Raw genomic sequence first — 23,786 nt, forward strand, 5'->3', positions numbered from 1 at the left:
AAAAGCCGCCTAACAGCGGCTTTTTTGTGTGTGGTAAGCACCTTAGCCGCGACGCCAGCCTGGCGGCGCGCTGCTCAAGCGCCGCTATGCAGACGGTTCCATCAGTAGCACCGTCAGCGCCGCCCGCAGGTTCTCGGGAATGCTCATCGGGCGGTTGCTGCTGCGGTCGACGAAGACATGCACAAAGCGCCCGGCCGCGCAGGCCTCATCTTCATCGGCCTTGAACACGGCCAGCTCGTACTGCACCGAACTGTTGCCCAGCTTGCCGACCCGCAGGCCGATCTCGATGCGCTCGGGGAAGGCGATGGAAGCGAAGTAGTCGCAGCTGGAGCTGACCACAAAACCGACTACCTCGCCGTGATGGATATCCAGGCCGCCGACTTCGATCAGGTAGGTGTTCACCGCGCTGTCGAAGAAGCTGTAGTAGGTGACGTTGTTGACGTGACCGTAGACATCGTTGTCATGCCAGCGCGTGGTGATCGGCTGGAAGTGCCGGTAATCGCTGCGCAAGTGTTGGGGTTGGCTCATCGGAAGTCCTTGAGGTTAGCGAGGCGGCTTAATAGGCCACCTGGTAGATGGCCAGGGCATGGGCCTCGGTCATTTCCCGTGGGTTGTTCACCAGCAGGCGCTGTTGCTGCATGGCGTCGCGGGCCAGAGTCGGCAGCATGTCTTGCGGCACGCCGGCATCACGCAGGCGCGTAGGCAGGCCGCTGCGCACACTGAAATCGGCCAGCGCGCCGATAAACTGCTCGGTCTGCTGCAAAACACTGCCGGCGCGCAGCTGATCGCCCAGCACCAGCGGCGCCAGCTCGGCATACAACGGCGCGGCCGCATTGCCGTTGAAGCCCAGCACATGCGGCAGCACCAAGGCGTTACTCAAGCCGTGGGGAATATGGAAATGCCCGCCCAACGGATAAGCCAGCGCATGCACCGCCGCCACCGGCGCATTGGCAAACGCCTGGCCGGCCAGGCAGGAACCCAGCAACATGGCCTGACGCGCCTCGCGGTTACCGCCGTTATGCACCACTTCATCCAGATTGGCCGCCAGCAGGCGCAACGCTTCGCGGGCCAGCAGGTCGGACAGTGGATTCTTTTTCAGCGCACTGGTATAGGCCTCAATGGCATGCACCATGGCGTCGATTCCGGTAGCGGCGGTCACAGCCGGCGGCAGGCCGAGGGTCAGCTCGGCATCGAGCAACGCCAGGTCCGGCAGCAGCAGCGGCGAGACCACGCCCATCTTGGTGGTTTCGCCGGTGGTGATGATGGAAATCTGCGTGACTTCCGAACCGGTGCCGGCGGTGGTCGGCACCAGAATCAGCGGCAAACGCTGACCCCGAGCATTGCCAACGCCGTAAATCTGCGCCAGCTCCTGGCCGCACTCAGGATGCGCCAGCAGCGCCACCAGCTTGGCTACATCCATCGAGCTGCCGCCGCCAAAGCCGACGATCAGCTGCGCCTTGAGCGCGCGGGCCTGCTCGACCGCTGCCAGCAGAATCGCCTCGGGCGGGTCGGCGACCACCTGATCGAAGACCTCAACCGTCAGCTCGGCACGGGCAAAACCTGGCAGCACCTCATCCAGCAGGCCGAGCTTGCTGATGCCCGGATCGGTGACGATCAGCACCCGTTGCGCGCCGCGCTCGCGGCACAGCTCGGCCAAACGCCGGGAGGCGCCGATCTCACACAGAATCTGCGCGGTGGTGGCAAAGCTAAAGGGCAGCATGGGGTGATCCTCTTGTTGTAGTGATTGGCGCGCGCCGCAGCGTGGCTTGCACCCACGCTACGCGCTTCGGTCAGAAGGCGAAACTCGCCTCATCCATGGCCATCAGGCAGTCGGCACCGCCCAGCAGGGACTCCCGATGGGCGCTGGCACGTGGCAACACCCGGCGCAGGTAGAAGTCGGCGGACTGCAACTTGGCCTGGTAGAACGCTGCCTCGCCGCTGCCCGTCTCCAGGGCATCCTGTGCCCGTGCCGCCGCCTGCAGCCAGAAACCGGCCAGCAACACATAGGCCGAATACTGGAGGAAATCCACCGATACCGCGCCGATCTCCTGCACATCGCGCTGGCTGGCGGCAATCACCGCGCTGCTCAGCTCGCGCCACTCACCCAGACGCGCTTGCACGCTTTTGGCCAACTCGGCCAATGCCGGACGGCCCACCTGGGCGTCGCACAGCTCACTGAACTCGGCCTGCAACGCCGACAGTTCGGCACCGCCGTCACCGAGCACCTTGCGGCGGATATAGTCCAGCGCCTGGATGCCGTTGGTGCCTTCATACAGCTGGGTGATGCGGCTGTCGCGCATCAGTTGCTCGATGCCCCACTCGCGGATAAAACCGTGGCCGCCATACACCTGCACCGCGTGGCTGGCGACTTCCTGGCCCATATCGGTAAAGAAGGCTTTAACGATCGGGATCAGCAGCGCCGCGCGCTTGCCGGCGGCCTTGCGCGCGGCGGCGTCCGGATGGCCGTGCTCAAGGTCGAGCTGGCGCGCGCAGTAGGCCGCCAGCATACGGCTGCCTTCGACCAGGCTCTTCTGCGTCAGCAGCATGCGCCGCACATCGGGATGATTGATGATCGGATCAGCCGCCTTGCCCGGTTCGGCCGGCCCGCTCAGCGCGCGCGACTGCAGGCGCTCGCGGGCATAGCGCAGCGCGCCCTGGAAAGCCGCTTCGCCGATGCCTAAGCCCTGCAAACCGACCTGAAAGCGCGCGTCGTTCATCATGGTGAACATGCAGGCCAGGCCCTGGTTGGCTTCGCCGATCAGCCAGCCGGTGGCGCCGTCAAAGTTCATCACGCAGGTGGACGCCCCCTTGATGCCCATCTTGTGCTCGATGGCGCCGCAGGACAGCGCGTTGCGCTCGCCCGGAGTACCGTCGGCAGCGGCGACAAATTTCGGTACCAGCAGCAGGCTGATGCCCTTTACCCCGGCTGGCGCATCCGGCAGACGGGCGAGCACCAGATGAATGATGTTTTCTGACAGGTCCTGCTCGCCGCCGCTGATAAAGATCTTGCTGCCGCTGACCTTGAAGCTGCCGTCCGCCTGCGGCTCAGCCTTGGTGCGCAGCAGGGCCAGGTCGGTGCCGGCCTGCGGCTCGGTGAGGCACATGGTGCCGGCCCATTGGCCACTGACCAGTTTGTGCAGGTAGGTGTTTTTCAGCGACTCGCTGCCGTGCTTGTACAGCGCCAGCACCGCGCCTTCGGTGAGCCCGGAATACACGCGGAACGACAGCGAGGCACCCATCAGCATCTCGTGGAAGTTACACGCAAGCATCTGCGGCAGCGCCTGGCCGCCGTATTCGCTCGGCCCGGTCATACTTGCCCAGCCGTTATCGACATACTGCTGATAAGCCTCGGCAAAGCCATCCGGCGTGCGCACCTGGCCATCACTCAGCTGGCAACCCTGCTCGTCACTGTTGCGATTCAGCGGCGCCACCACCTCGGCGGCGTAACGCGCGCCCTCCTCCAGCACGCCGTCGATCAGCTCGCGGTCAAGGCCGTTGCCGAGCAGCTGACAGTGGCCACTGATATCGAACAGCTCGTGCAGCACAAAGCGCATATCGCACAGCGGAGCCTGATAACTCATACCCGGCCCTCCTGCACATCGGATACCCGCACGTCGGCGAAGCGCTGGCCGCTGCTGGCCAGTTTTTCAATCAGCCGCGCCGGCAGCCAGTGCTCACCGAACGCGGCCTGCAACGCTTTCAAACGATCATGAATCGCCGCCACACCCTGGCCATCGGCCCAGTTCATCGGTCCACCCTTGTCGGCCGGGAAACCGTAGCCATTGAGGTAGACCAGATCGATGTCGTGGCTGTTGGCGGCGATGTTCTCTTCGAGGATTTTCGCGCCCTCGTTCACCAGCGCCAGCAGGCAGCGTTCGAGAATCTCCGAAGGATCAATGTCGCGGCGCGTGAAGCCCAGCTGCTCGGACACCTGCAGCACCAGCGCATCCACTTCAGGGTCATGCTCAGCCTGGCGACTGCCTTCGGCGTAGCGGTAATAGCCCATGCGCACCTTCTGGCCAAAACGGCCGAGGCCGCACAGGCGGTTATCCACCTGCACCGCCGGATCATCCTGGCCCTTACCGGCCAACTCGCGGGCGCGCCATTCCAGGTCGATGCCGACCACGTCATACATGCGGAACGGGCCCATGGCGAAACCAAAGCCCTGCAACGCGGCGTCAACCTGATGCGGATAAGCCCCTTCGAGCAGCAGCATGCGCGCCTCGCGCACATAGGTGTGCAGCATGCGGTTGCCGATAAAACCGTCGCAGTTACCCGCCACCACGCTGACCTTGCCAATGCGTTGGCCCAGGGCAAGTGCCGCGTCCAGTACCGCCGGCGCAGTCTTGGCGCCGCGCACGATTTCCAGCAACTTCATGATGTGCGCCGGGCTGAAGAAGTGCAGACCGAGCACGTCCTCCGGGCGTTTGGTCACAGCGGCAATCGCGTCGATATCCAGCGCCGAAGTGTTGCTGGCGAGGATCGCACCGGGCTTCAGGGTGGCATCGAGCGTGCGGAAGATCTGCTGCTTGAGTTCAAGGTTCTCGTATACCGCTTCGATCACCAGATCGGCATCTGTCAGCGCGGCGTAATCGCCCACCGGGGTGACGCAAGCCAGTCGCGCGGCCGACTGCTCGGCGCTGATCCGCCCCAGCTTGAGGTTGTGGGCATTGGTCTCGGCCACCACCTTCATGGCCTGCTCGAGCATCTGCGGGTTGTTGTCCAGCCACAGCACTTGAATGCCGGCGTTGGCCAGGCTCATGACGATACCGCGCCCCATAGTGCCCGCGCCGATCACGGCGGCCTGTCGAACCTCGAATGCCTTGCTCATGCCCACTCCTCTGATTAGTGCTGAACGAAATGCCTGTGCTGCAAAGAAAATTCGCCAGCCACCTTAAGCAAGGCGCTACTATTTTTGAAATTTAGTCTTGTGATAAGTCGTATTCAGCAGATGAATTTCTCTACCTTCGACCTCAACCTGCTGCGCGTGTTCGATGCACTGATGCGCGAGCAGAACGTTTCCCGCGCGGCCGAGCGCCTGGCCCTGAGCCAGCCGGCGGTGAGCAACGCACTGAATCGCCTGCGCGAACTGCTCGATGACCCGCTGCTGGTGCGCGTGGGCCGCAGCATGCAGCCCACGCCGCGCGCCCAAGCGCTGGAAACGCCGATCCGCGCGGCCCTGCAGCAACTGGAACAGAGTCTCAGTGCCGGCGACGTGTTCGATCCGGCCAGCAGCCGCCAGCACTTCAGCATCGCCGTCACCGACTATGTCGAGCTGATCTGCATGCCACGGCTGCTTGAACAACTCAGCCAGCAGGCACCCGGCATGCGCATCGACATCCGCCACCTGAGCCCCAGCCTGCCGGCCGAAGCGCTGGACAAGGGCGAGCTGGACCTGGTGCTGGGGCGTTTCGAGGACATCCCCGCGCGCTTTGCCCGCCAGCACTGGATGAGTGAAACCCTGCAACTGGCGCTGCGCCGCGACCATCCGCTGGGCAACCAACCGATGGACCTGCCGACCTTTCTGCAGCTGCGCCACCTGTGGGTACACGGCGGTCAGACGCGTGGCATGGTCGACCAATGGCTGGGCGAACAGGGCCTGTGCCGGGAGATTCGCTACACCACGCCCAATTACCTGCAGGCCGCGCATATCGTCGCCAGCAGTGAACTGGCTGCCGTGCTGCCGACCCAGCTGGCGCGCCACTTTGCCCGCCTGCTGCCGCTGCAACTGTTCGAGCTGCCGTTCGCCCTCGGCCCGTTTCACCTGGAAATCGTCAGCCTGGCCCAGCGCCAACGTGACCCGGCGCTGCATTGGCTGATTGAACAGATCCAGCAGATCGATCAGCGCTGATCACCCGGCAGCCGGACAAAGCCTTCCTATACTGACGGCTACTGTCGTGCGGTCGTGGGGGATCAATCATGCTGAAATCGGCGTTGGCACTGCTGTTGGTGCTGCTGGGCACACTGGCGCAGGCCCAGAATCTGGAGATCGTGCTGCTCGATAATCAGGGCAAACCGCTGAGTGACGCCGTGCTGTGGATCGAACCCGGTCCGGCGCAAAGCCAACCCGCTACTGCAGTGATGGACCAGCAGAAGCGCCAGTTCACCCCCTATGTTCTGCCAGTACAGGTCGGCACCACGGTGAGCTTCCCCAACGCCGACCCGATCAACCATCACGTTTACTCCTTCTCGCCGGCCAAGCGTTTCGAGCTCCGCCTGCACCAGCAGAAGGCCGCACCGCAGGAAATGCGTTTCGACCAGCCTGGCCTGGTCACCCTGGGCTGCAATATCCATGACTGGATGCTCGGCTTTATCCTCGTGCTCGACACCCCCTGGTTCGCCCAGACCGACAGCCAGGGCAAAACCCGCCTGGACTTCGATGCCGCCGCCGGACAAACCCTGCACATCTGGCACCCACGCATCGCCGATCCGCAGGAAGCCATGAGCCGCGCCGTACCCAGCGACGGCACGTTAACCTGGCAACTCACCGGCGCGCTGAAGCGCGACCCTCGGCCGAAAGAGCCGAAAGCCCGCCCCATGGCCAAAGATGACTACGCCTCATGACCCTGCGCGGCAAGATTCTCGGCTTCTTCCTGCTGTTGCTGCTGGCGGTCATGGTGCTGCTATTGGCACTGGTTTATCGCTCCACGTATCAACACACTCTGAGCCAGGTGGCCGGGCAGCTGAACTTCGCCCATGCGGTGCTGAGCAACGAGCTGCAGAGCCGCCGTCAGGCGCAGAGCGCCATGGCCGATCTGATCGCCAAGGACTTCACCCTGCTCGGCGAAATCGCCGACCTGATCGCCAGCCCCCAGCAGGAAGCGCAATCACTGTCCGCAGCACTGGAATCGTTTGCCTCGCGCAGCCAGGCCAGCTTTGCCCTGGTCAGTGCGCCCGAGGGGCTGATCCTGGCGGGCACCAGTGGCGAACTGTTGCCGGGCGCGCAATTACCCTGGAATGACCTGCTCGACACAGACGATGCACAGAGCAAAGAACGCCTGGTGGTGTTCGGTGAACGGGTACTGCATATCAACGCCACGCCAATCTTCGCCCCACGGCCCAACCTGATGGGCTGGCTGCTGATGGCTTTTGAACTGGACGATCAGGCGACCGCGCACCTGGCCCGTCTCAGCGGCGCCGACGTCGCGCTGCTCGACGGCCGCCCTGGGCAATACCGGGTATTGGCCAGCAACCTGCAGGCGTTGCCTCGGGCCGAGCTGGCCAGCCAGCTGCTGCCAAATGCTGAGGGCGTGTTCCGCTTCGACTTACAGGGCCTGGAGCAGGTGGCCCTGCGCGCACCTCTAGTGGATACCAGTAGCGAACTGCAGGTGCTGCTGATGCGCTCGCTGGCCGCCGAGCTGGCTGATTACCAACCGCTGCAATGGCAGCTGGCAAGCATCTTTACCATCGCCCTGCTGCTGGCCGGGCTCGGCGCACTGTGGATTGCCAACACCGTCAGCCGGCCGCTGAGTCAGATGGTCGACAACGTGCGGCGCATCGCCAGCGGCGACTATCAGGTACCAATGGAAACGCAGGCGAGCGGCGAAGTCGGCTTACTCGCCCGCGAATTCGTCGCCATGCAGCAAGGCATTGCCGAGCGCGAAACCACCATCAGCTTTCTCGCTTACCGCGACCCGCTGACCGAACTGGCCAACCGCAACCGTTTTGTCGCCGAGCTGCAACAGGCCCTGACGCAGTGTCCGCCAGGCGCAGGTATCGCCGTGCTGCTGATGGACCTGGACAACTTCAAGGACCTTAACGACACCCTCGGCCACGACGCCGGCGACCAGCTGCTCTGCCAGCTCGCCGCACGCCTGCAGGTGCTGCTACGCCCCGGCGAGCAACTGGCGCGTCTCGGTGGTGACGAGTTTGCGCTGCTGATCAGCCCCTGCCAGCCGGGCTGGCTGATCCCTGCCGCCGAGCATTACCGCGCCGCTCTGCACGAGCCATTCGCCGTACGCGGCATCAGCATGACCCTCAACGCCACGGTTGGAATCGCCCTGTACCCGGATCACGGTGAAAGCGCCGGCAGCCTGCTGCAGCATGCCGAAGTGGCGATGTATCTGGGCAAACAGCAGCGCTCGCCCTACGCCCTCTACCGCCCAGAGCTGGACCGCCACAGCCTGCTGCGCCTGGCATTGATGAGCGAACTGAAAGGCGCGGTGGAAGGCGGTCAACTCAGCCTGTATTTCCAACCGAAACTGAATATCCGTGCGCGCAGCCTGTATGGCGTGGAATGCCTGGTGCGCTGGATTCACCCGGTGCATGGGTTTATTCCGCCGGACGAATTTATCCCCCTGGCCGAACAGACCGGCAACGTCTGCGCCCTGACCCGCTGGGTGGTGCGCACTGCGGTGGCGCAGAGTCGCGCCTGGCAGGAGCAGGGCTTGGACCTGAAGACCGCGATCAATATCTCCGCACTGGATCTGGCCGATCCCGGCTTTGCCGGTTTTATCGCCGCGCAACTGGCCGAACATGACGTGCCGCCATCTGCCCTGATCGTGGAAATCACTGAAAGCGCGGTGATGGCCGACCCGGAACTGGCCATGGGACAACTGCAGGAGTTGTGCGAATTGGGCGTGCAGCTATCGATCGACGACTACGGCACGGGCTATTCGAGCATGGCTCAACTCAAGCGGCTGCCGGTGCATGAGCTGAAGATCGACAAGTCCTTCGTGCTCGACCTGCTGAGCAACCCCGACGACGACATCATCGTCCGCTCGACCATCGAACTGGGCCACAACATGAATCTCAAGATCGTCGCTGAAGGGGTGGAAACCGAAGCCATTCTCGACCGTCTCGATCAGCTCGGTTGCGATATCGCCCAGGGCTACTTGCTGAGCAAACCGCTGCCACCCGCCGCGTTTGCCAGCTGGCTGGAAAACTGTCAGTGGCACTTGCCTGCCGCAACTACTGAAGGCGCTGCTCGCCAACCGCGACCACCGGGCAATTAACGATAATCCCACTGGCCCTCACACTGACCAAACCTTGCTCCTGCGCTTGCAACACGGCATCAGCCGAGCGCAACGGGCTGCCTGGCGTACCACTCAACCAGCGCACCTCATAGACATGCCACAACGGGCTGTAGGCCATGTCCTGGTTATCCCCACCTAATGGCAGCGGGATAGACGGGAATACGCTGGCCTGGCTGTCATCAACAAATTTGTAGACCCGATCATAAGTCGCCAACGGATGCGGTCCGGGCTCATCGGGCAGTGCATTGGCCAGTCTCGGCACATAATTGGCCTGCATCACTGTCGCCATCTGCGCATCCGAAATATCGGTGGTCAGGTAGTAAACCTGCTCACCGTTGTACCAACCCGGCAACACCGGCAGGCTCATATGAGTAACGTGCGACCGGCTACAACCACTCAACAACGCGGCTAAAAAAAACACACCCAGCAAAGCACGCATGCACAGCTCCCTTAGACTTTTCAAGTGATCAGGCCAGTAGAGTCTGATTGTCCGGCGTTATTACAGATTCAGGCATAGCCCGCCTTGGCCCGTTGCCAACAGCGCTGCGATACAGGCATACCTGTCGCCAGTAAGCGCCTGAACAATTCAACACGCACAAAAAAGGCCGCTGCTGATCATCTTGATCAGCAGCGGCCCGGGAAAACGGTGGGGCGCGGGTTAAAACGCGTTATCACCAATCAACATGCCGTGCACAACCATATAGGTCTTGCGCCCGGACTGCAGAGTCAGCGGGCTGCGCTCAGCGATCACCCAGCCTTTGGCCAGCAATTTGTCGATGTGCGCCCGCAGCTCTGGCAGGTAACGTTGCTCTTGCTGAAGCGATTCCATTCTTTTCATCCTCTAGAGGACTCCTTTGCGACAGCAGCCAGGTATACCGGCCCGTTCATCCGTGAAAGCTGTCACAAAAGCATAGTGGCCTAATGCCTGTCTCTAAAGCGGCAAATGGCCACATCTCTGTAGGCATAACGCAGCAAGCAGCTATAGCGTTTGGCTTACATCACTATGCAGTCTAGACCGCTGTGGCCGCAGCGGCAGTTTCGCCGACATGCGGTGAGCTGAACTCCAGGTAACCGTCCTCAACCTTGCCGTAACGCAGCAGCGCCAGGTCCAGCAGATAATTCTGATAGAGCTTCCATGGCGCGCGATCACCCTGGGTGGGAATCTTGTCGGCGGCGCGCTGGATATAGCCGGACGCCAGATCAAGGAAGGGCGCCTCTTTAACCTTCCGCGAACTGTCACGCGGGGTGCACTGGCGCATGCCGTTGGCATCCATATGGTTGATCAGGCGGCAGAAGTATTCGCTGGAGAGGTCCGCCTTGAGCGTCCAGCTGGCATTGGTATAACCCAGCACCACCGCCGCATTCGGCAGATCACGTAGCATGATGCCGCGGTAGCCCATGCTCTTGGCCGCATCGAAGGGCTGCCCATCCACCACCACTTGCATGCCGCCAAACAGCTGCAATTCCAGACCGGTGGCGCTGATGATCACATCCGCTGGCAGCTCCTGGCCCGACTTTAGGCGGATGCCCTTGGCGGTGAACCCGTCGATAAATTCAGTCACCACCGAGGCCTTGCCCTCGCGCAGCACCTTGAACAGGTCGCCATTGGGCACTGCGCACACACGCTCGTCCCAGGGTTTGTAGCGCGGGCTGAAGTGACGCATGTCGAAGCCCTTGCCCAACTGATGACGCGCCAACCCGAGCAACGCCTTGCGTACCAGGTTGGGGAAGGCCTTGGACAGTTTGTAGAAGCCCAATTGCACCGCCACATTGCGCGTGCGCGCCAGGCGGTAGACCCAGGTTTCCGGCAGGAACTTGCGCAGCACGTCGGAGATCGGATCGCCCTGCGGCAGGCTCACCACATAGGTGGGCGAGCGTTGCAGCATGGTCACGTGCTTGGCCTTATCGGCCATCGCCGGCACCAGGGTAACGGCTGTCGCGCCGCTGCCGATCACCACCACATTCTTGCCGCTGTAATCGAAGTTTTCCGGCCACAGCTGCGGGTGGATAAATTCGCCCTGGAACAGTTCACGGCCTTTGAAATCGGGGGTATAGCCCGCTTCATAGCGGTAGTAGCCGGTGCACATCAGCAGGTGCTGACAGCTCAGCTTGAACGGCTCGGGCTGATCGCCGCGCTGTACCTGCAGCGTCCAGGTGGCGCGTTCACTGCACCAGTCGGCCTTGAGTACCTTGTGCTGGAAGCGGATGTGCTGCTGGATGCCGTTTTCCTCGGCCGTTTCTGCGATATAGCTGCGGATCGACGGGCCGTCAGCGATCGCCAGCGGGTTGGTCCAGGGTTTGAAGTTGTAGCCAAGGGTGAACATGTCCGAGTCGGAACGGATGCCTGGATAACGGAACAGATCCCAGGTACCGCCCAGCGCTTCCCGGCCTTCGAGGATGGCGAAGCGCTTGCCGGGGCAATGCTTCATCAGGTGATAGGCCGCACCAATGCCGGACAGGCCGGCACCAATGATCAAGACATCCAGGTGTTCGACAGACATGGGGGCTCCTCAGGCTTCTTGTTATGGCTGCAGGTCGATAGATCGATCCGTAATGCCCGCCAGATTCACCCGCAATAGCGCGTTTGTCATCCAACCTTTAGTGGTGTGATCAGGCGCAGGCTGACCACAGTTATGGCTGAAGAATGACCAGAGCGCTCAACCACCTGACCAGCGATCAGAAACGGTCGCGCAACACCACTTCGGTGTACGGCAGTTTGCCGATACGCGGCTTGGGCTCAATGGTCTTCTTGCCTACCGCGACCATCAGGGCGATGACATGGTTTTCAGGCAGGTTGATCAACTTTCCCACCGCATCGAAATCAAAGCCGTCCATCGGGCAGGAATCCAGACCCTTGCCGCGCGCGGCGAGCATCAGGGTCTGCGCCATCAGGCCACAGCTGCGCATGGTTTCATCGCGCTGCACCTGCGGTTTGTCGCGGTAATAGGTGTCGATGGCACCGGCCATATAGGCCTGTACTTCTTGCGGAGCGCCTTCCCAAACGCGGCCGACATCTTCCTGCCAGCTGTCGAGCTTGGCGCACACCACCACCAGCATCGAGGCGTCGGTCACCTGCGCCTGGCCCCAAGCCACGTCACGCAGTTGCTGGCGCAGTGCCGGATCGCTGACTTCAACCAAACGCACGTGCTGCAGGTTGAACGCTGAAGGTGCGAGCAAGGCCAGTTGCAGCAGTTCATCCTTCTCAGCATCACTCAGGGTAAATGCCGGGTCATAGCCTTTGACGGCGCGGCGGCTGCGGATGGCTTCGTCGATATGCATGGGGGATCCTTCTATGCAGGTGTGAAAGAGAGCAATGCTAGGCACTTGCCGGGCGTAACGCCAAACGCCTTTACCGATAACAATGATCGATACAGACGATTCTAGGCGGCCGCCTGCTAAAATCGCCGCCTCGCCAAATTGACCACAGCCCATGACACCAGCCGCACTCATGACCCTCCAGCAACACCTGCTCGACGCCCTAACTGCGCCGCCCAGTGAAACTCGCCGGCTGTTTCACGGCAGAGGCCGCTGCTGGCCGGGGCTGGAACAGATCACCGTGGATTGGTTGCAAGGCGTGCTGCTGGTGGCGCTGTTCAAGCCGGTGAGCGATACCGAACTGGCCGCGCTACAGCAGATGCTGCTCGACCTCGGCCAATCCAACACCTGGCAGCAAAGTGGCGCGCACAGCCTGATGCTGCAACAGCGCTACCTGCCAGAAAGCCCCACGCAATGGCTGCAGGGCGAACCGGTTGAGCACTGGGATATCTTTGAGCACGGCCTGCACTACCGCCTCGACCTGGGCAAAAAGCAGAACAGCGGGCTGTTTCTCGATATGCGCTATGGCCGTCAATGGGTACAGGCGCAGGCAGCGGGCAAGCGCGTGCTCAATCTATTCGCCTACACCTGCGGGTTTTCCGTGGCTGCACTGGCCGGCGGCGCGCGCCAGGTGGTCAATCTGGACATGGCCAGGGCTGCGCTCAACCGTGGCCGCGATAATCATCGGCTGAACCAGCACGACCTCAGCCAGGTGGTATTTCTCGGCCACGACCTGTTCAAATCCTGGGGCAAGGTGGCCAAGTACGGTCCTTATGACCTGATCATCATCGACCCACCGTCGTTTCAGCGCGGCAGTTTCGTGCTGAGCAAGGACTACCCGAAGGTGCTGCGCCGCCTGCCCGAATTGTTGAGTGCAAACGGAACGGTACTGGCCTGCAGCAATGAGCCGGAAATCGGCCCCGATTACCTGATCCAGGCCATGGCCGCTGAAGCACCAAGCCTGCACTTCAGCGAACGCCTGGATAACCCGCCAGAGTTTCCCGACAGCCAGCCAGACAGCGCCCTCAAGGCACTGGTGTTTCAGCGGCACTGAACCCGCTCGCAGGGCGCCGACTAAGGACAATATTGCCTGTTGCAGGCTGGTCTACAGTTAGGCGACCACCCCTCGCGAGATCGCCGCAATGACGCTAAAAATCCTTGGCCTTGCCCTTTCCGCCACGCTGTTACTGACCGCTTGCGCCAGCAACACCCCGCAACCGTCGCAGTATTCGGGCTTCCTCAGTGATTACTCACAGCTACAGCCCGCACAGTCGGCCAGCGGCGCGCCGGTGATGCGCTGGGTATCAGCGGACTTTAAGCCCGAGAACTACCGCACGGTATTGGTCGAACGGCCAGTGTTTTACCCCGCACCGACGCCCACCGCCCAAGTTAGCCAGCAGACCTTGGACAGCATTGCCCTCTACTTGCAGCAGGCCATACGCCTTGAACTGGCTGGACGATTCAAGGTTGTCGAATATGCCGACCGTGACACCCTGGTACTGCGCTCGGCCATAACCGCGGTCAACCTGTCGCCGGAAGGGCTGAAAGTCTACGAAGTGGTGCCGATTGCCCTGGTTGCCGCGGCCGCCAGCACCGCCGCCGGTACTCGCGATCTCAACAGCAGCATTTATGTTGAGCTGGAAGCCATCGACGGGCGCAACAGCCAGCCGATGACCCGCGTGATACGCAAGGGCCATGGCCTGCAGCTGGAAAACGACAGCACTCAGCTCAGCCTCAAGGACATCAAGCCGGCGCTGGATGAGTGGGCCAAAGATGCGCGCAACTTCAAACCCTAAGGTCTGACGGCTTAGGCAAATACAAAGTATTTGCGCACCGTCTCGACCACCTCCCAGGTGCCTTTCATCCCGGGCTCGACGATAAAAATGTCGCCGGCCCGCAGATGAATCGGCGCCTGACCCTCAGGGGTGATGATGCAGTAACCCTCCTGGAAGTGGCAGTACTCCCACTTTTCATAGGCCACCTGCCATTTACCGGGCGTGCAGATCCAAGTGCCCATTATCTTGCTGCCGTCCGCCGAAGTGTAGGCGTTGAGGTTGACGGTGTGCGGCTCGCCGGCGATGCGCGTCCACTTGCAGGCATCCAGCAGCGGAATCGGCTGGGTATCACGCAGTACGGTAATCGGTGACATGAGTGGCTCCTAAGGTCGGTAGAACATCACCCGCAGCCTAAGGCCGCCCACCTGCCGCGACTGTCCTGAGGTCGACCTGCAACTGCCTGGAAGCGCAGCCCCTCCACTCAGGCCGACGTACCAACCGCGTGCTACTTTGAAGAGGGCCTGTTGGCTTATTCAGCCGTTTGCCCGATCCGGAGATGCTCTATGTCCAGTCTTTACCGCTTGGTCACCCGCAGTGATTTTGACGGCCTGGTGTGCGCCGCCCTGCTCAAACACCTGAACCTGATCGACGACATCCTCTTCGTCCACCCCAAAGACATGCAGGACGGCAAAGTGGCGATCACCAGTCACGACATCACCACCAACCTGCCGTATGTCCCTGGCTGCCACCTGGCCTTTGACCATCACCTCAGCGAGACCCTGCGTAACCAACCGGCGAGCAATCACCTGATTGATGCCGATGCGCCTTCCGCAGCCAGGGTGGTGTGGAAGCACTACGGCGGTCACGACGCGTTCCCACGGGACTGGGACGAAATGATGGAGGCCGTGGACAAGGCGGACGCCGCACAATTCAGCCGCGAGGACATCCTCGATCCACAGGGCTGGGAGCTGCTGAGCTTTATCATGGATGCGCGCACCGGCCTCGGCCGCTTCCGTGATTTCCGTATTTCCAATTACCAGCTGATGATGCAGCTGATCGACTTCTGCCAGACCCACGGCATCAATGAAATTCTCCAGCTGCCCGATGTTGAAGAGCGTGTGGCGCTGTACCTGGATCACCAACGCGAGGCCCAAGCGCAGATCCAGCGCTGTGCCACGGTCTACCACAACCTGGTGGTGCTTGATCTGCGCAATGAAGAAACGATCTACGCGGTCAACCGCTTCGTCATCTATGCCCTCTATCCGCAGTGCAATATCTCGATCCACGTGATGTGGGGCGTTAAACAGCAGAACACCGTGTTCGCCATCGGCAAATCGATCCTCGACCGCAGCTCCAACACTAATGTCGGCGAGCTGTGCCTGAGCTACAACGGCGGCGGCCATGCCAATGCCGGCACTTGCCAGCTGGCCAACGAGGACGCTGAAGCCGCTTTGCGCGAGCTGGTTGCCGAAATCACTGCCGACGGTTAGGCAGCACGATGTCCTAAGCAGGCTGGGCGTAGCCTCTGCTAGAGGGTTAAGCTGTGCCCTATGAGCACAGTACCTTTTATCACGCCGCTTGAGTCCAGCCGCACGGATGCGCCTTCTGGGTTGCGCATCGGCGGCGACTGGACACTCGCTCACTACGCCGACCTGGAAGCCCAGGTCCGGCAACTGCACGGCACATTGAGCAGCACCGCCAGCGTCGACTTGCAAAGCCTTGGCGCTCTGGACACTGCGGGTGCTGCCTTGTTGGTGGAGTTGCTCGGGAGCCAGCGCTTAGCGCAACTGGCTCAGGATGCGCCAGGGCTGCCCAGCGAGCGCCGCGCCCTGTTGCAAACCGTGGGCACAGCGATTGCCGACGCCGGCGATGCGCTATCCAGCAAACACATCCCCGCCTGGCGTGAATTCTTCGGGCAGATCGGGCAGGCCGTCGACGAGCTCTGGCAACAAGGTATCGCCCTGCTCGGCTTTATCGGCATGACCCTGGCGGCGATGTTCGCCATCCTTCTGCGCCCCGGCCGCTGGCGCATCACCTCGCTGGTCGCGCATTTGCAACAGAGCGGCCTGAATGCCGCGCCCATCGTCGCTCTGCTGACGTTTCTGGTCGGTGCGGTGGTGGCCTTTCTCGGCGCGACGGTGCTCGCCGACTTTGGCGCGAGCATCTACACCGTCGACCTGGTGGCGTTTTCCTTCCTGCGTGAATTCGGCGTGCTGCTCACTGCCATTCTGATGGCCGGGCGCACCGCCAGCGCCTTTACCGCACAGATAGGCTCGATGAAGGCCAACGAGGAAATTGACGCCATCCGCACCCTGGGCCTAAGCCCCATGGAGCTGTTGGTATTGCCGCGGGTATTCGCCCTGCTGATCGCCCTGCCGATCCTCACCTTTATCGCCATGCTCAGCGGCATCCTCGGCGGCGCGGTGGTCTGCGCCCTCAGCCTGGACATCTCACCGGCCATGTACCTGGCCATGCTGCAGGAAAATATCGCCCTCAAGCACTTCCTGGTGGGCATGGCCAAGGCGCCGATATTTGCCTTCCTGATTGCCGTGATTGGCTGTCTGGAAGGTTTCAAGGTCACTGGCAGCGCGCAGTCGGTGGGCGAGCGCACCACTTCCAGCGTGGTCCAGTCGATTTTCGTGGTGATCGTACTGGATGCCCTGGCGGCACTGTTTCTGATGGAGATGGGCTGGTGACGGGCGAAGCGATTATCGAAGTGCGCAACCTGGTCAACCGCTTCGGCGCGCAGACCGTGCACCAGGACCTGGCGCTGGACCTGTATCGCGGCGAAGTGCTCGGTGTGGTCGGCGGCTCAGGCACGGGTAAATCGGTGCTGCTGCGCAGCATCCTCGGCCTGCGTCGCGCCAACACCGGCACCGTGCGGGTGTTCGGTGAAGAACTGCTGAGCCTGCCCGCCGAGCGCCGCTCGCAGCTGGAGCGGCGGTTTGGTGTGCTCTACCAGCGCGGTGCGCTGTTCTCCTCGCTGACGGTGACCGAGAACACCGCCTTGCCGCTGATCGAACATGCCGGCCTCACGCGCGCCGCCGCCGAACGCCTGGCTCAGGTCAAGCTGGCACTGGTCGGTCTGCCACGTGGCGCGGGCGACAAATACCCGACAGAACTGTCCGGCGGCATGATCAAACGCGCGGCGCTGGCCCGCGCCCTGGCCCTGGAGCCGGACATCCTGTTTCTCGACGAACCCACCGCAGGGCTCGACCCGATTGGCGCGGCAGCCTTCGACCAATTGATCCTGACCCTGCGCGACGCCCTTGGGCTCAGCGTGTTTCTGGTCACCCATGACCTCGACACCCTCTACACCATCTGTGATCGGGTGGCCGTACTGGCGGAAAAACGCGTGCTGGTGGCCGACCGCCTGGACGTTGTAGCCGCCACCGACAACCCTTGGATTCACGAGTATTTTCACGGCCCGCGCGGACGCGCAGCCGAACAGGCCGCCAGCGGCGCGCCAGGGAGCAACTGAATGGAACCGCGTGCCCACCACGTGTTGATTGGCCTGTTTACCGTGCTGATGGTTGCCGCGGCCTTGGGCTTTGCCCTGTGGCTGAGCAAGGCCAGCTCGGACCAGGAAACCCACGACTTTGACGTGATCTTCAACGAAGCGGTCAGCGGTCTGTCGGCCGGCAGCGCGGTGCAGTACAGCGGCATCAAGGTCGGCGACGTGATCAGCCTGCGCCTCGACCCGAACGATCCGCGCAAGGTTCGCGCGCACATCCGCGTCAGCGCCAACACACCGATCAAACAGGATACCCGCGCTCGCCTGTCGATCACCGGGATCACCGGCGCCTCACTGATCCAGTTGCACAGCGGCACCCCGGAAAGCCCGGCCTTGGAAGGCAAGAACGACCAACTGGCGGAAATCATCGCCGATCCATCACCGCTGACCCGCCTGATGTCCAACGGTGAAGACCTGGTTGTCAGCGTCACTCGCCTGCTCGACCGCGCCAACCAGCTGTTCTCGCACGAAAACATCGGGCGTATTTCCCGCACTCTGGACAACATCGAACAAACCAGCGCCAGCGTGGCCGAACAGCGCGACGAGCTGCGCCAGGCCCTGCAACAGATGACCCGCGCCAGCCAGGAGGCCACTGACCTGATGCGTAACGCCAACCAGCTGCTCAGCGGCCCAGGCCACGACGCGGTCAACAGCGCCAATCGTCTGATGGCCTCATTGGAGCGCAGCAGCAGCAGCGTCGAACGCTTGTTAGCGGATAACCACAGCACCCTTAACAACGGCATGCAAGGCATCGGCGAACTGGGCCCGACCATTGTCGAACTGCGCGAAACCCTCAGCGCCCTGCGCTCCTTCGCCCGCCGTCTGGAAGAAGACCCGGCCGGCTACCTGCTGCGCAGTGACACCATCAAGGAGTTTCAACCATGATTCGTCTTCGCCTGCTCGCCGCCCTGCTGCTGATCGGCAGCCTGGCCGCCTGCTCGGTCTTGCCGAAAAGCCAGGTGCTGAGCATCTACCGCCTGCCGGCCAGCAGCCTGCCCAGCCATGACGCCAGCGCCGATTGGGCGCTGCGGGTGAACAAGCCCTACAGCAGCCAGCTGCTCGACAGCACGCGAATTGCCGTATTGCCGCCGGGCGACCAGATCAGCGCCTACCAGGATGTGCGCTGGAGCGACCGCGCACCGCTGCTGCTGCGTGACCGGCTGATCGACGCCTTTCTCGACGACGGCCGCCTCAAGGCGGTGAGCAGCGATGAAAGCCGCCTGCAGGCTGACCTGGAGCTGGACGGCGACCTGCGCGCCTTCCACAGCGAATACCAGAACGGCCGCCCAGCCGCGCGCATCCTATTCGAAGCCCGCCTGGTGCAGAGTGGCAGCCTGCGCATCCTCGCCAGCCGGCGTTTCGAAGTCAGCCAGGCGGCCAGCGACACCTCGGTGCCGGCGGTGGTCAACGCCTTCGGCCAGGCCGGCGACCAACTGGCCCGCGAGGTGCTGGAGTGGACTCTGACCCAAGGTCAGACCGCGCAGCAAAAATGAACTGAGTTGTTCCAGCGAGGGGCGAACCATGGACAAATTTATGCAAGCGGCCATCGACGAAGCCCGCCAGGGCCTGGCCGAAGGCGGCATCCCGATCGGCTCGGTGCTGGTGCATAACGGCCAGATTATCGGCCGTGGCCACAACCGTCGCGTGCAACAAGGCAGCGCCATCCGCCATGGTGAAATGGACGCCCTGGAAAACGCCGGCCGGCAAAGCGCGCAGACCTACCGCGAGTCGGTGCTCTACACCACTCTTTCACCCTGCGCGATGTGCAGCGGCGCAATCCTGCTGTATGGCATCCCCAAGGTGATCATCGGCGAGAACCAGACCTTCCTCGGCGAAGAAGCGTTGCTGCGCGAGCGCGGCGTGCAGCTCGATGTGCTGCACAACAACGAATGCCTGCACCTGATGCAGGCCTTTATCGCCACCCAACCGACGCTGTGGAACGAGGATATTGGCGAGTAGCGGCTAGCCGCGCTGGGCGATCAGCCACTCGCGCACTGCCGCATAGGGGTAGGCGTCCAACGCAGCAAAGCCACTGAACTGACGCGCTTTGAGCTTGGTGAACAGCGGCACGCTGATGCCACAGAGGTAGCGCGTCAGGCATTCAGTGCTCGGCTCAACGCCCTTGAGTTCCTGATGCTTGCGCACAAAACCGTCACAGAGTGCCTGCATATCCAGCTCCGCCAGCGGCGGCAACGCTGGCGGCTCGGGTAGCCGGGCAACCTGTCCCCGGCACACCGAACAATGCTCACACTGCTGCGGCGCGTTGGCGTCACCGAAATAGGCGGCCAAACGCTGACTCAGGCACTGCTCGCTGGCAAACAGCGCGAGCATGGCGTGAATCCGGCTGATCTCGCTGGCCTCCTGCTGGCTGAAATAGCCGTGCAGTTCGACGCTCAAGGCCGCGGGATCGAAGCCCGGGTCGAGCAGCGCGTAGACCTCAGTCATCTGCTTGCTTTCCAACTCGACCCAACCCTTTTCCTGGAAGTAATCCAGGGCTTTGATCACCCGACCGCGCTCGGCCTGGTGCTGCTGATAGAGCTGGTCGAAATCCACCGTGCACCAGGTACGGGCGCGCTGCGAGGTGCTGATCAATGCCTCGACAAACTGCCGCCGCTCGCCCTCAAACTTCTCCAGCAGCGCTTCGGGCTCAAGGAGGAATTTGAAACGATATTCGGCGAAATAGGCGTAACGCGGGGCGATGATGCCGCGTAGCTCCAACTGCACCAGCAGGGTTTTCAGCGGCAGCTGGCGGATATTGCTCTGCTCGGAGAGTTGGTTAAGCATCAGCTCCCATTCGCCGTTATCACTTTCACTCAGCAGCTTATCGAGCACACAACGAATGCCGTCCAGCTCCGGCGTATCGCCATAAACAAAGTTTTCCAGCACGTTGAGGCTGTCGCGATTGGCCAGCACCAGGCAGTCGGAGGGCTGGCCATCGCGCCCAGCGCGACCGATCTCCTGGCTGTAATTCTCGATGGATTTTGGCAGGTCGAAGTGCAGCACATTGCGGATATCGGCCTTGTCGATGCCCATGCCGAAGGCGATGGTGGCGACGATGCAGTTGATCGTCCCGGCCATAAACTGACGCTGAATCGCCTCGCGCGCCTCATGCGGCATACCGGCGTGGTAGGCACTGGCAGCAATGCCCCGCTGGCTCAGGCGCGTGGCCACTTGCTCAGCAGTTTTCTGCTGGGTGACGTAAACGATGCTTGGCTGCCCGGCTTTGGCATCCAACCACTGCTCCAGACGACGCTGCTTGTCGGCGCCGCTGACTGGCTCGACTAGCAGGTTGAGGTTGGCGCGATAGAAACCTGTGGTGACCACATCATCAGCGGCGATGGCGAACTTCTGCTGCATATCGGCAATCACCGGCGGCGTGGCCGTGGCAGTGAGCAGCAGCACCTGCGGGATGCCGAACTGGCGCTGATAGTCCGGCAGTTTGAGGTAATCCGGGCGGAAGTTATGGCCCCACTCGGAGATGCAATGAGCCTCGTCAATCACCAGCAACGAGATCGGCACCTGGCCGATAAAGTTGCGAAACCGCTCGTTCTTTAGCCGTTCGACCGAGATCATCAGAATCTTCAGCTCACCGGATTTCGCCCGGGCCATCACCGCGCTGGCCTCCTCGCGACTTTGCGCCGAATCGATACTGGCGGCACTGATGCCACGGCCATGCAGGAACGCCAGCTGGTCCTGCATTAACGCCAGCAAGGGCGAGACCACCAGGGTCAGGTGCGGCAGATGCAACGCCGGCAGCTGATAACACAACGACTTGCCCGAACCGGTGGGGAAGATCGCCGCCGCCGAACGCCCAGCCAGAACGGCCGTGACCACACGCTCCTGACCGGGGCGCAATTGCTTGAAGCCGAACACACGTTCCAGGGTACTCATGGCTGTCACTCCATTGACCGCCGCGGCGGTAAACAATGATTAATTCCTACAGGTCGCACCGCTATTGCCAATCCAACTAACACCACGGGCAACACAGGCGTACATTCAAACCATGCCAATAAAAAAGGAGATGAGTATGCAGGTATCTGGTTTCAGCGGCAGCTTGCCGGTTATCCACTAGATCGCTCACCACCCAGGCCAGATGGCCGCACAGCAAAGACCCCGGCGGAACCGGAGTAGCTGATGCGAACCACAGGCCGATGCGCAGTCTGGCGGGAAACTCAGGTTCGCCGTTAGGTGTGCCAAACCATGGCCCTAACGCCGCCACACAACTCGAAAGCACCAGCGGCCACCCGCGACATATCGACACCTACCTGGCACTCGCCAGTCATGCTGAAGTCGACAGCTGCAGACAATGGCCCTGGAAATCGCCTGAGTTGCCAACCCCGTTAGCGCTGTGGCCCGAGACAGCCATACAGCAACAGCCAAGGCCGTGCAGAGCGGCCACCTGAGCAAGAGTGCAACGCATGACACCAGCAAACGTGCCTGATCTGCTAGCAGATACGCACCCAAAGCCGCCTCCGGGCGGCTTTTCCGTTTCTTACTGTGCCTGCCAGTGCACCCCGAGAAGGGCTTTAGCCGCGACAACTCGCTCATTAACGAAAGTTCGCCGCTAAAGCGCCTCCTACAGATTGATGCTTAATTTCCCATGCATAAAAAAACCGCCGATTTCGGCGGTTTTTTCAACGCGACAGTTACAACTTAAAGCTGCGGGCCGGCGTTCTTGATGGCATCGCTGACATCGAACTTCTTGAAGTTCTCGATGAACAGACCGGCCAGGCCTTTGGCGGCTTCGTCGTAGGCGTTCTTGTCTTCCCAGGTGTTGCGTGGGTTGAGCAGATTGGTTTCAACGCCCGGTACCGACTTCGGCACGCTCAGGTTGATGATCGGCAGCAACTCGGTTTCGGTACCGATCAGCGCACCGCTCTGAATCGCTGCAATCACGCCACGGGTGGTCGGGATGTTGAAACGCTTGCCAACACCGTAGCCACCGCCGGTCCAGCCGGTGTTGACCAGATAGACCTTGGAGCCGAAGCCGCGGATACGCTTGATCAGCAGCTCAGCGTATTCGCCAGCCGGACGCGGGAAGAATGGCGCACCGAAGCAGGTGGAGAAGGTCGACTTGATGCCGCCGCCCGAACCCATTTCGGTGGAACCGACCAGCGCGGTGTAACCGGAGAGGAAGTGGTAAGCCGCTTGCTCTTCGTTGAGGATCGACACCGGCGGCAGTACGCCAGTCAGGTCGCAGGTGAGGAAGATCACGGCGTTCGGCTCACCGCCGAGGTTCTTCTCGCTGCGCTTCTCGACCAGCTCTAGCGGGTAAGCCGCGCGGCTGTTCTGGGTCAGGCTGTCGTCGGCGTAGTTCGGTACGCGGTTCTCATCGAGCACCACGTTTTCCAGCACGGCGCCAAACTGGATGGCTTTCCAGATTACCGGCTCGTTCTTCTCGGACAGGTCGATGCACTTGGCATAGCAACCGCCTTCGATGTTGAACACCACGCCCACGCCCCAGCCGTGCTCGTCGTCGCCGATCAGGTAGCGGCTTTCGTCAGCCGACAGGGTGGTCTTGCCGGTGCCGGACAGACCGAAGAACAGGGTCACGTCGCCTTCTTCACCGATGTTGGCCGCGCAATGCATTGGCAGCACGTCGGCGTCCGGCAGCAGGAAGTTCTGCACGCTGAACATGGCTTTCTTCATTTCACCGGCGTAACGCATGCCGGCGATCAGGACTTTCTTGGCGGCGAAGTTGAGGATCACGCAGCCATCGGAATTGGTGCCATCACGCTCCGGTACGCATTCGAAGTTGGCGACGTTGAGCACTTGCCACTCGTCTTTGCCAGCCGGGTTGTACTGCTCCGGATTGATGAACAGGCAACGGCCGAACAGGTTCTGCCAGGCGGTGGCGGTGGTCATCTTGACCGGCAGGTAGTGCGCGTCGGCAGAACCTACATGAACGTAGGACACGAAGCTGTCCTGCGCGTCGGAGAACGCTTGTACGCGGTCCCACAGGGCATCGAACTTGTCAGCCGGGAACGGACGGTTGATTGCGCCCCAGGCGATTTTCGCCTCGGTGCTCGGCTCTTGCACGATGAAGCGATCAGCCGGCGAACGACCAGTGCGATGGCCTGTGCGTACGACCAGCGAGCCGTTGGCGGCCAGCTCGCCTTCACCGCGACGAAGAGCTTCTTCGACCAGTTGGGCAGCGCTGATGTCGGTGTACACGGCGTTGTTGGCTTGCGTCATGTGGGTCCCCGT

Annotated in this window: 22 protein-coding genes; 11 read left to right on the top strand and 11 right to left on the bottom strand. The window is 62.0% G+C overall.

Annotated features, from left to right (window positions below; all coding sequences use genetic code 11):
* Positions 1-84: 84 nt before the first annotated feature.
* From BLO50_RS07160 to BLO50_RS07175, 4 genes are all read right to left on the bottom strand, one after another.
* Entirely contained in the window at positions 85-528 is a 444-nt protein-coding gene (locus tag BLO50_RS07160; RefSeq protein ID WP_090250350.1) for an acyl-CoA thioesterase, read from the bottom strand.
* A 28-nt stretch (positions 529-556) separates the two neighbouring features.
* Positions 557-1,720: an iron-containing alcohol dehydrogenase gene (locus tag BLO50_RS07165; RefSeq protein ID WP_090250353.1), complete on the bottom strand. Its 1,164-nt coding sequence runs from the start codon at positions 1,718-1,720 to the stop codon at positions 557-559.
* A gap of 70 nt (positions 1,721-1,790) precedes the next feature.
* Positions 1,791-3,581 (bottom strand): acyl-CoA dehydrogenase C-terminal domain-containing protein, encoded by a 1,791-nt coding sequence (locus BLO50_RS07170; RefSeq protein WP_090250355.1) that lies wholly within the window; start codon positions 3,579-3,581, stop codon positions 1,791-1,793.
* Positions 3,578-4,831: a 3-hydroxyacyl-CoA dehydrogenase gene (locus BLO50_RS07175; protein ID WP_090250358.1), complete on the bottom strand. Its 1,254-nt coding sequence runs from the start codon at positions 4,829-4,831 to the stop codon at positions 3,578-3,580. The genes BLO50_RS07170 and BLO50_RS07175 overlap by 4 nt, the downstream gene beginning before the upstream one ends.
* 120 nt (positions 4,832-4,951) lie before the next feature.
* On the opposite strand from BLO50_RS07175, the gene BLO50_RS07180 reads away from it, so the two are divergent.
* The 3 genes from BLO50_RS07180 (at position 4,952) to BLO50_RS07190 (ending at position 8,954) form a co-directional block, all read left to right on the top strand.
* Complete coding sequence (locus BLO50_RS07180; RefSeq protein WP_090250359.1) at positions 4,952-5,851, top strand: LysR family transcriptional regulator; 900 nt, start codon at positions 4,952-4,954, stop codon at positions 5,849-5,851.
* A 68-nt stretch (positions 5,852-5,919) separates the two neighbouring features.
* On the top strand, positions 5,920-6,564 hold the full coding sequence (locus tag BLO50_RS07185) for a methylamine utilization protein (protein ID WP_090250362.1): 645 nt from the start codon (positions 5,920-5,922) through the stop codon (positions 6,562-6,564).
* Positions 6,561-8,954 carry a putative bifunctional diguanylate cyclase/phosphodiesterase gene (locus tag BLO50_RS07190; protein ID WP_090250364.1) on the top strand — a complete coding sequence of 798 codons (2,394 nt, stop codon included), beginning with the start codon at positions 6,561-6,563 and terminating at the stop codon, positions 8,952-8,954. The genes BLO50_RS07185 and BLO50_RS07190 overlap by 4 nt, the downstream gene beginning before the upstream one ends.
* Here the strand turns inward: BLO50_RS07190 and BLO50_RS07195 are convergent.
* From BLO50_RS07195 to BLO50_RS07205, 4 genes are all read right to left on the bottom strand, one after another.
* The gene (locus tag BLO50_RS07195; RefSeq protein WP_143003806.1) at positions 8,911-9,414 is read right to left on the bottom strand and encodes a DUF7482 domain-containing protein; all 504 of its coding nucleotides are present in this window, start codon (positions 9,412-9,414) and stop codon (positions 8,911-8,913) included. The two genes, BLO50_RS07190 and BLO50_RS07195, sit on opposite strands and share 44 nt — an antisense overlap.
* Positions 9,415-9,633: 219 nt before the next feature.
* The gene (locus BLO50_RS21805) at positions 9,634-9,804 is read right to left on the bottom strand and encodes a hypothetical protein (protein WP_167143638.1); all 171 of its coding nucleotides are present in this window, start codon (positions 9,802-9,804) and stop codon (positions 9,634-9,636) included.
* A 181-nt stretch (positions 9,805-9,985) separates the two neighbouring features.
* Positions 9,986-11,476, bottom strand: coding sequence for a flavin-containing monooxygenase (locus BLO50_RS07200; protein ID WP_090250370.1), 1,491 nt, complete (start codon positions 11,474-11,476; stop codon positions 9,986-9,988).
* Between the two features lie 175 nt (positions 11,477-11,651).
* The gene (locus BLO50_RS07205; RefSeq protein ID WP_090250373.1) at positions 11,652-12,254 is read right to left on the bottom strand and encodes a nitroreductase family protein; all 603 of its coding nucleotides are present in this window, start codon (positions 12,252-12,254) and stop codon (positions 11,652-11,654) included.
* Between the two features lie 151 nt (positions 12,255-12,405).
* Here BLO50_RS07205 and BLO50_RS07210 point away from each other — a divergent pair, with 151 nt between their 5' ends.
* Positions 12,406-13,344 (top strand): class I SAM-dependent methyltransferase, encoded by a 939-nt coding sequence (locus BLO50_RS07210; RefSeq protein WP_090250375.1) that lies wholly within the window; start codon positions 12,406-12,408, stop codon positions 13,342-13,344.
* An 88-nt stretch (positions 13,345-13,432) separates the two neighbouring features.
* Positions 13,433-14,086, top strand: a complete 654-nt coding sequence (locus BLO50_RS07215) for a DUF3313 domain-containing protein (RefSeq protein ID WP_090250376.1) — start codon at positions 13,433-13,435, stop codon at positions 14,084-14,086.
* Between the two features lie 11 nt (positions 14,087-14,097).
* On the opposite strand, the gene BLO50_RS07220 is transcribed toward BLO50_RS07215, so the two are convergent.
* Positions 14,098-14,439 (bottom strand): cupin domain-containing protein, encoded by a 342-nt coding sequence (locus tag BLO50_RS07220; RefSeq protein ID WP_090250378.1) that lies wholly within the window; start codon positions 14,437-14,439, stop codon positions 14,098-14,100.
* A 189-nt stretch (positions 14,440-14,628) separates the two neighbouring features.
* Between BLO50_RS07220 and BLO50_RS07225 the strand changes: the two genes are divergently transcribed.
* From BLO50_RS07225 to BLO50_RS07250, 6 genes are read left to right on the top strand one after another with little or no spacing between them, the layout of a single operon-like run.
* The gene (locus tag BLO50_RS07225; RefSeq protein WP_090250381.1) at positions 14,629-15,555 is read left to right on the top strand and encodes a DHH family phosphoesterase; all 927 of its coding nucleotides are present in this window, start codon (positions 14,629-14,631) and stop codon (positions 15,553-15,555) included.
* Positions 15,556-15,615: 60 nt separating this feature from the next.
* Positions 15,616-16,761, top strand: coding sequence for an MlaE family ABC transporter permease (locus BLO50_RS07230; protein ID WP_090250383.1), 1,146 nt, complete (start codon positions 15,616-15,618; stop codon positions 16,759-16,761).
* Complete coding sequence (locus BLO50_RS07235) at positions 16,758-17,546, top strand: ABC transporter ATP-binding protein (protein WP_090250385.1); 789 nt, start codon at positions 16,758-16,760, stop codon at positions 17,544-17,546. The genes BLO50_RS07230 and BLO50_RS07235 overlap by 4 nt, the downstream gene beginning before the upstream one ends.
* Positions 17,547-18,464 carry an MlaD family protein gene (locus tag BLO50_RS07240; protein WP_090250387.1) on the top strand — a complete coding sequence of 306 codons (918 nt, stop codon included), beginning with the start codon at positions 17,547-17,549 and terminating at the stop codon, positions 18,462-18,464.
* Entirely contained in the window at positions 18,461-19,072 is a 612-nt protein-coding gene (locus BLO50_RS07245) for an ABC-type transport auxiliary lipoprotein family protein (protein WP_090250390.1), read from the top strand. Before BLO50_RS07240 ends, BLO50_RS07245 begins: the two co-directional genes overlap by 4 nt.
* 28 nt (positions 19,073-19,100) lie before the next feature.
* A complete protein-coding gene (locus BLO50_RS07250; RefSeq protein ID WP_090250392.1) occupies positions 19,101-19,538 on the top strand; it encodes a nucleoside deaminase in 438 nt (145 codons plus the stop codon).
* 3 nt (positions 19,539-19,541) lie between these two features.
* Here BLO50_RS07250 and BLO50_RS07255 read toward each other — a convergent pair whose 3' ends face one another.
* Positions 19,542-21,470 carry a RecQ family ATP-dependent DNA helicase gene (locus BLO50_RS07255; protein ID WP_090250395.1) on the bottom strand — a complete coding sequence of 643 codons (1,929 nt, stop codon included), beginning with the start codon at positions 21,468-21,470 and terminating at the stop codon, positions 19,542-19,544.
* A 762-nt stretch (positions 21,471-22,232) separates the two neighbouring features.
* The gene (locus BLO50_RS07260; protein WP_090250397.1) at positions 22,233-23,774 is read right to left on the bottom strand and encodes a phosphoenolpyruvate carboxykinase; all 1,542 of its coding nucleotides are present in this window, start codon (positions 23,772-23,774) and stop codon (positions 22,233-22,235) included.
* Positions 23,775-23,786: the final 12 nt, after the last annotated feature.

Origin of the sequence: Pseudomonas peli (assembly GCF_900099645.1) — a bacterium.
GTDB classification, from domain to species: domain Bacteria; phylum Pseudomonadota; class Gammaproteobacteria; order Pseudomonadales; family Pseudomonadaceae; genus Aquipseudomonas; species Aquipseudomonas peli.